Origin of the sequence: Victivallis sp., from assembly GCF_048170485.1 — a bacterium.
Taxonomy (GTDB): domain Bacteria; phylum Verrucomicrobiota; class Lentisphaeria; order Victivallales; family Victivallaceae; genus Victivallis.
The window spans coordinates 1-4,902 of sequence record NZ_DBEXAY010000267.1 but is presented as its reverse complement, the minus strand read 5'-3'; the positions used below and the strand labels follow the sequence as shown (position 1 = coordinate 4,902).

At 56.0% G+C, this 4,902-nt stretch carries 5 protein-coding genes; 4 read left to right on the top strand and 1 reads right to left on the bottom strand.

Translation table 11 applies throughout. The annotated features are described in order from the left end of the window. The first annotated feature begins 109 nt into the window (after positions 1–109). The 4 genes from ACMLHG_RS13915 (at position 110) to ACMLHG_RS13900 (ending at position 4,167) form a co-directional block, all read left to right on the top strand. A complete protein-coding gene (locus ACMLHG_RS13915; protein WP_417170882.1) occupies positions 110–1,417 on the top strand; it encodes an ABC transporter substrate-binding protein in 1,308 nt (435 codons plus the stop codon). Beyond that, positions 1,410–2,318, top strand: a complete 909-nt coding sequence (locus tag ACMLHG_RS13910) for a carbohydrate ABC transporter permease (protein ID WP_417170881.1) — start codon at positions 1,410–1,412, stop codon at positions 2,316–2,318. Before ACMLHG_RS13915 ends, ACMLHG_RS13910 begins: the two co-directional genes overlap by 8 nt. Further along, positions 2,308–3,138, top strand: a complete 831-nt coding sequence (locus tag ACMLHG_RS13905; protein ID WP_417170880.1) for a carbohydrate ABC transporter permease — start codon at positions 2,308–2,310, stop codon at positions 3,136–3,138. The genes ACMLHG_RS13910 and ACMLHG_RS13905 overlap by 11 nt, the downstream gene beginning before the upstream one ends. Before the next feature lie 222 nt (positions 3,139–3,360). Continuing rightward, on the top strand, positions 3,361–4,167 hold the full coding sequence (locus ACMLHG_RS13900) for a prepilin-type N-terminal cleavage/methylation domain-containing protein (protein WP_417170879.1): 807 nt from the start codon (positions 3,361–3,363) through the stop codon (positions 4,165–4,167). A gap of 45 nt (positions 4,168–4,212) precedes the next feature. On the opposite strand, the gene ACMLHG_RS13895 is transcribed toward ACMLHG_RS13900, so the two are convergent. Then, positions 4,213–4,551 (bottom strand): hypothetical protein, encoded by a 339-nt coding sequence (locus tag ACMLHG_RS13895; RefSeq protein WP_417170878.1) that lies wholly within the window; start codon positions 4,549–4,551, stop codon positions 4,213–4,215. Between the last annotated feature and the right edge of the window lie 351 nt (positions 4,552–4,902).

The window sequence follows — 4,902 nt, the reverse complement described above, 5'->3', positions numbered from 1 at the left end:
AAAAGCAAAAATATCAAAAAAATCCTAAAATCATATATTTTCCACTTGACATTTCCGTCGATCTGGGGTAAAATTAAAACAGATCGAAAATCAACGGGATGAGACCGACATGAGGAATCGAAAACACTGGAGCACTCTGTTGTGGGCGGCCGCCTTCATGGCCTATGCCATTCTCGGCATCGGTTTGATTTCGACGGTCGGAGAGGGCGGCGAGGAGAACGACGCCCGGACGGAGCTGGTGCTGGCTGTCCCCTCCGGGGTGACGTTGACGCCGATTTACCGGAATGCGGTTGCGGAATTTGAGAAGCTCAACCCGGATATCCGTGTGAAGCTGCTGGAAACCAGCGGGAAATTCTACCAGAAAGTGACCGTGATGATCGCCGGCGGCGATCCTCCTGACCTGATGTGGATGGGGCAGTCCTTTGCGGAATTTGCCGACCGCGATGTGTTTCTCGATATAACCGACCGGATCCGGAAGGAGGTGGATCTTTCTCTCTACCCTGCGGAAATACTCGCCCTGTACCGGAGAAACGGGCGTTTTTACGGATTGCCGTACGGCATCGACGCCAGCTTTGTGATCTACAACCGCAAACTTTTCCGGGAAGCGGGGCTGAGGGATCCGGAGGATGACTGGACCTTCGACGAGTTCCTGTCTGTCGCCCGGAAACTGGTGAAACGGGATGCGGAGGGCAGGACCGTTCGGTTTGCCATCAATCAGGGGCTCAGTTACGATGTGTTCGGGGCGCGGGTGTTCGATCCGGAAACTGGTCGCGCCGACTGTGACACGCCGGAAATGGTGAACTATTTCCGCACCAATTTAAGACTGATGAACGAGGAACGTCTGGTGCCGAACGCGGTGGACAAGAGTGAGCTCGGTTCGGATATCCTGGGGATGTTCAAGCAGGAGAAGGTGGCGATGCTGCAATGCACCACAATGCGGCAGGATCGCATGTACGATGTGTTCGCCGGAATGGATTGGGGCGTCACCCTGCTGCCGAAGGTGAAATGCCAGGCGCAATGGGCCAGTAGCCAGGCGATCTGCATTTCCCGGGAGACGCGTCATCCGGAAGAGGCGTGGCGTTTGTGCCGATTCTTTCAGGGCAGGGCGTTTCAGATGGCGATGGCCCGGCGATGCTTTCCGGCAAACAAGGTGTATGCGGCGGAATATATCGATTCCCGCGGCGATCAGCCCTGCAATTTCAAGGTGATGCACAAGGTGCTCCGGCTTTTGACGCCGATGCCGCGCGTACCCAATCTGCAGGAACTCTCCGCCGTGTTTGACCGTTTTTCCGCCGACGTGCTGCTCGGCACAATGACTCCGGAAGAGGCGATGAGGCAATGTGCTGCCGAAATCAACCGCCGTCGTGCGAAAATCCTGGAACATAAGAAAACTGCGGGAGTGTCGGACCATGAATAAGACTCTGCGTCGCAATCTGATCGCCTGGTGTTACCTGACCCCGAATCTCTCCGGGTTTCTGGTATTCACGCTGGTTCCGCTTTTTTTCGCGTTTGCGTTGAGCTTGTTTCGCTGGGATATTTTCCACCCGCCGGTGTTCGTGGGGCTGGAAAATTTTCGCGATCTGCTCGGCTTCTATCGCGAGGGCGGCGAATGGAAGGCGAACGATCCGGAGTTCTGGCATTTTCTCGGTAACACTCTCTTCCTGATGATCGGCATTCCGCTGAACATGCTAATCTCCCTGCTGATCGCGATAATGCTGAACCGTCGCCTGAAGTTTCTCTCTCTCTATCGGACCATCTTCTATCTGCCGACCATTTGCGGCGGCGTCGGCATGTATCTGCTTTGGGGAATGATTTTTGCTCCCGAACTGGGGATCCTGAATCAGCTGCTCCGCTGGGTCGGGATTCCCGGGCCGCCGTGGCTTACCGACTACTACTGGGCGAAACCGACGCTGATGTTGATCAGCCTCTGGGGAGCGATGGGCGGCGGCAACATGCTGCTCTATCTCGCCGGTCTTCAGAACATTCCTCCGGAATATTACGAGGCGGCCAGAGTGGATGGCGCGAATGCGTTTCAGCAGTTCCGGCATATCACGGTTCCTTCGCTGGCGCCGACGACGTTCTTCATTTTCATCATGTCGGTGATCGGCGGATTTCAGGGTGGTTTCGAGAGCGCCTTCGTGTTGACGCAGGGCGGGCCGGCCGGATCGACCACGACGCTGAGTTACTATATCTACAATCACGGTTTCGTCTGGTTCAACATGGGGTATGCTGCTGCCATATCCCTGGTGCTGTTTGCGATTGTGCTGCTTATTACACTGATCAACTGGCGGTTCGGCGGGAGGAACAATGAGGCGTAAATGCGAAAATCTGCCGATCTACCTGGCGCTTACGGTGATCGGGGCCACGACGATTTTTCCGTTGCTCTGGATGGTTTTCACCTCCTTGAAGCCGCCAGAGACGGATGTCTCCAATCTCCGGGAGCTGTTCCGATTCACCTTCGACTTCAGCAACTACCGCAAGGTGCTGGTCGAAGGGAATCTCCTGCGTAGCTTTCTGAACAGCCTGTTCGTGACGCTGAGCGTGACCGGAGGGAAGGTGTTTACCAGCAGCCTGGCGGCCTACGCCTTTGCACGGATGCGTTTTTTTGGTCGGGATCAGATCTTTCTCGGTTACCTGATGACGTTGATGATTCCGTCCACCGTGACGATGATTCCGCTGTTTCTGATTCTGCGGTCCTTCGGCTGGGTGAATTCCTACGCTGCCCTTATCGCGCCGGGACTGTTCAGCGCGTACGGCACTTTTCTGTTGCGCCAGTTCTTTCTGAGCCTGCCGCGCGATCTGGAGGAGGCCGCCATGCTCGACGGGTGCGGCCACTGGGGCATCTACTGGAATGTGATTCTGCCGTTGTCGCGCAACTCGCTTCTGACGCTGGCGATTCTGACCTACATGGGCAGCTGGAGGAGTCTGATGTGGCCTTTGATCGTCGCTCATTCGACGAAACTCTTCACCATGCCGGTCGCGCTGTCCAAGTTCAACGAAATGAGTACGGGCGGTCATGTTGAATGGACTTTGCTGATGGCAGGTTCGGTGATTATGGTGATTCCGATGCTGCTGATCTTCCTCTTCGGGCAGAAATTCATGATGCGTGGACTGCTGATCGGCGCGGTGAAAGGGTGAAGGTGCATCGAAAGCCGGTTCCGCCGCATGGCGATGGAGGATTGGTTGGGGGATTGACGCGGTCCCGCGGGGGGGACCGCAAAGGAACGTGATCTTGTCCTGCCCGGGGGCGGCATGACGAATGAAATTGCCTTTCAAAACTCATTCAGGAAAAGGAGTGGAATTTTATCATGGGAGTGGAATTTTATCATAGGAGTGGAATTTTATCATAGGAGTAGAGAAATGAACCAGACCGCAGTTTCGAACCAGATGAATTTCCGCCGCGTTTTCCGGCCCGGATTCCCGGAGCCCGGCCGGTCGAACTCGCCTTTGTTTACCTTGATCGAATTGCTCATAGTAATCGCGATCATCGCAATTCTGGCAAGCATGCTTCTGCCCGCGTTGAACAAGGCACGGGAAAAAGCGATGAGCGCCCAGTGCATGGCCAACCAGAAACAATGCCTGAATTATATCGGAATGTATGCGGATTCGTACAAGGGGTACTGGCCCTCCCGGGCTTCGTCGCTGGCGTGTGTCGGCAAAACCAGCGCGGGAAACCTCAAGGAATATAAGAACGTCACGCTCGCCGGAATTCTCTATCTGAATTTCTTCAATGGAACCATGACGCAGATGAGCGCTTCGGGTCCGGAGAATCTGGCGACGTTCCGGGATGCCATGAAAACGGCCCGCTGCCCTTCGCTGACCAACCTGAATGAGACCTCTTTCGCCAGCAACAGTTACGGAGTCCCGAGAATGAAGGTCTGGATCGACTATTACGGCGAGGAAGCCTGCGTCACGGTCAGCGAACAGATCAATTTCCTGACCGTCCCCCGGCTGCGCCGGGCGAAAATGCTTTTCACGGAGACGGTAAATTCGACTCGGACTCCCGTCGGCATGTGGGACTCCAATTCCGCAACCGGCGCGAACTCCATCGCAATCCACGGCGGTCGCAACAATGTGGGGTGGACCGATGGACACGTTTCCACCATGTCCCTGGCGGATATCCGTGAGGAGACGGGGTTTGAACCCTATTATTTCTACGTGAATTAAACGAAAAGAGAGAGGAAGCTCTTTCCCTCTCTTTGGGCGCTGTATTCAGCGTCGTCCGCCCTGAGGCGGACGCGGCGGTGCCGGCCGCCGCTCCGGGCCGCGGAAATGGTGCGGCGGCGGAGGCGTCCAGACCGGCGGAGCCACTACCACCGGAGCTGGTGTGGCCACGAGCGGCGGAGCCACCACCACCGGCGCCGGAGTCGTCACGACCGGCGGAGTCACCACCACCGCCGGCGGGCTGATGATTGTTTTGACCAGCCGGACGATGTCCGTCGCCAGTCCCACCCCCTCGTTGCGGTGATGCGGCGGGCTGCCCGCCGAAGCCGGCAGCGTAAACAGTGCGAGCGCTCCAAAAATCGACAGAATCTGAATCGTGTTCTTCATGAGGCAGTGTCCGATATTTTGCGCACATTTGTTTCTGAGCGATTACAGATGACAAACGTGAGTTGTCGCAGCCGAAGCGACCGACCGACCTGCGAGCTCCGGAGGAGCAGGTCGGTTGCGAAGGCGGAGCCTCCCGCCTTTTTACCTTATACCACCTTCGTAAAGTTTGCAAATATTCATGTACTGCCGAGTGCCCCATTTTGTCGTGGAATGCGGTTGGCCCCAAAAACTGGACAACTTGACTTGGTGTAAAATGCCCGTAAATTAACTTGGAAAAGGAGGGCGTTTTATGAAAAAGTCGTATGATTCCAAATTCAAAAGCCGTGTAGCCTTGGAAGCGTTACGCGGGGA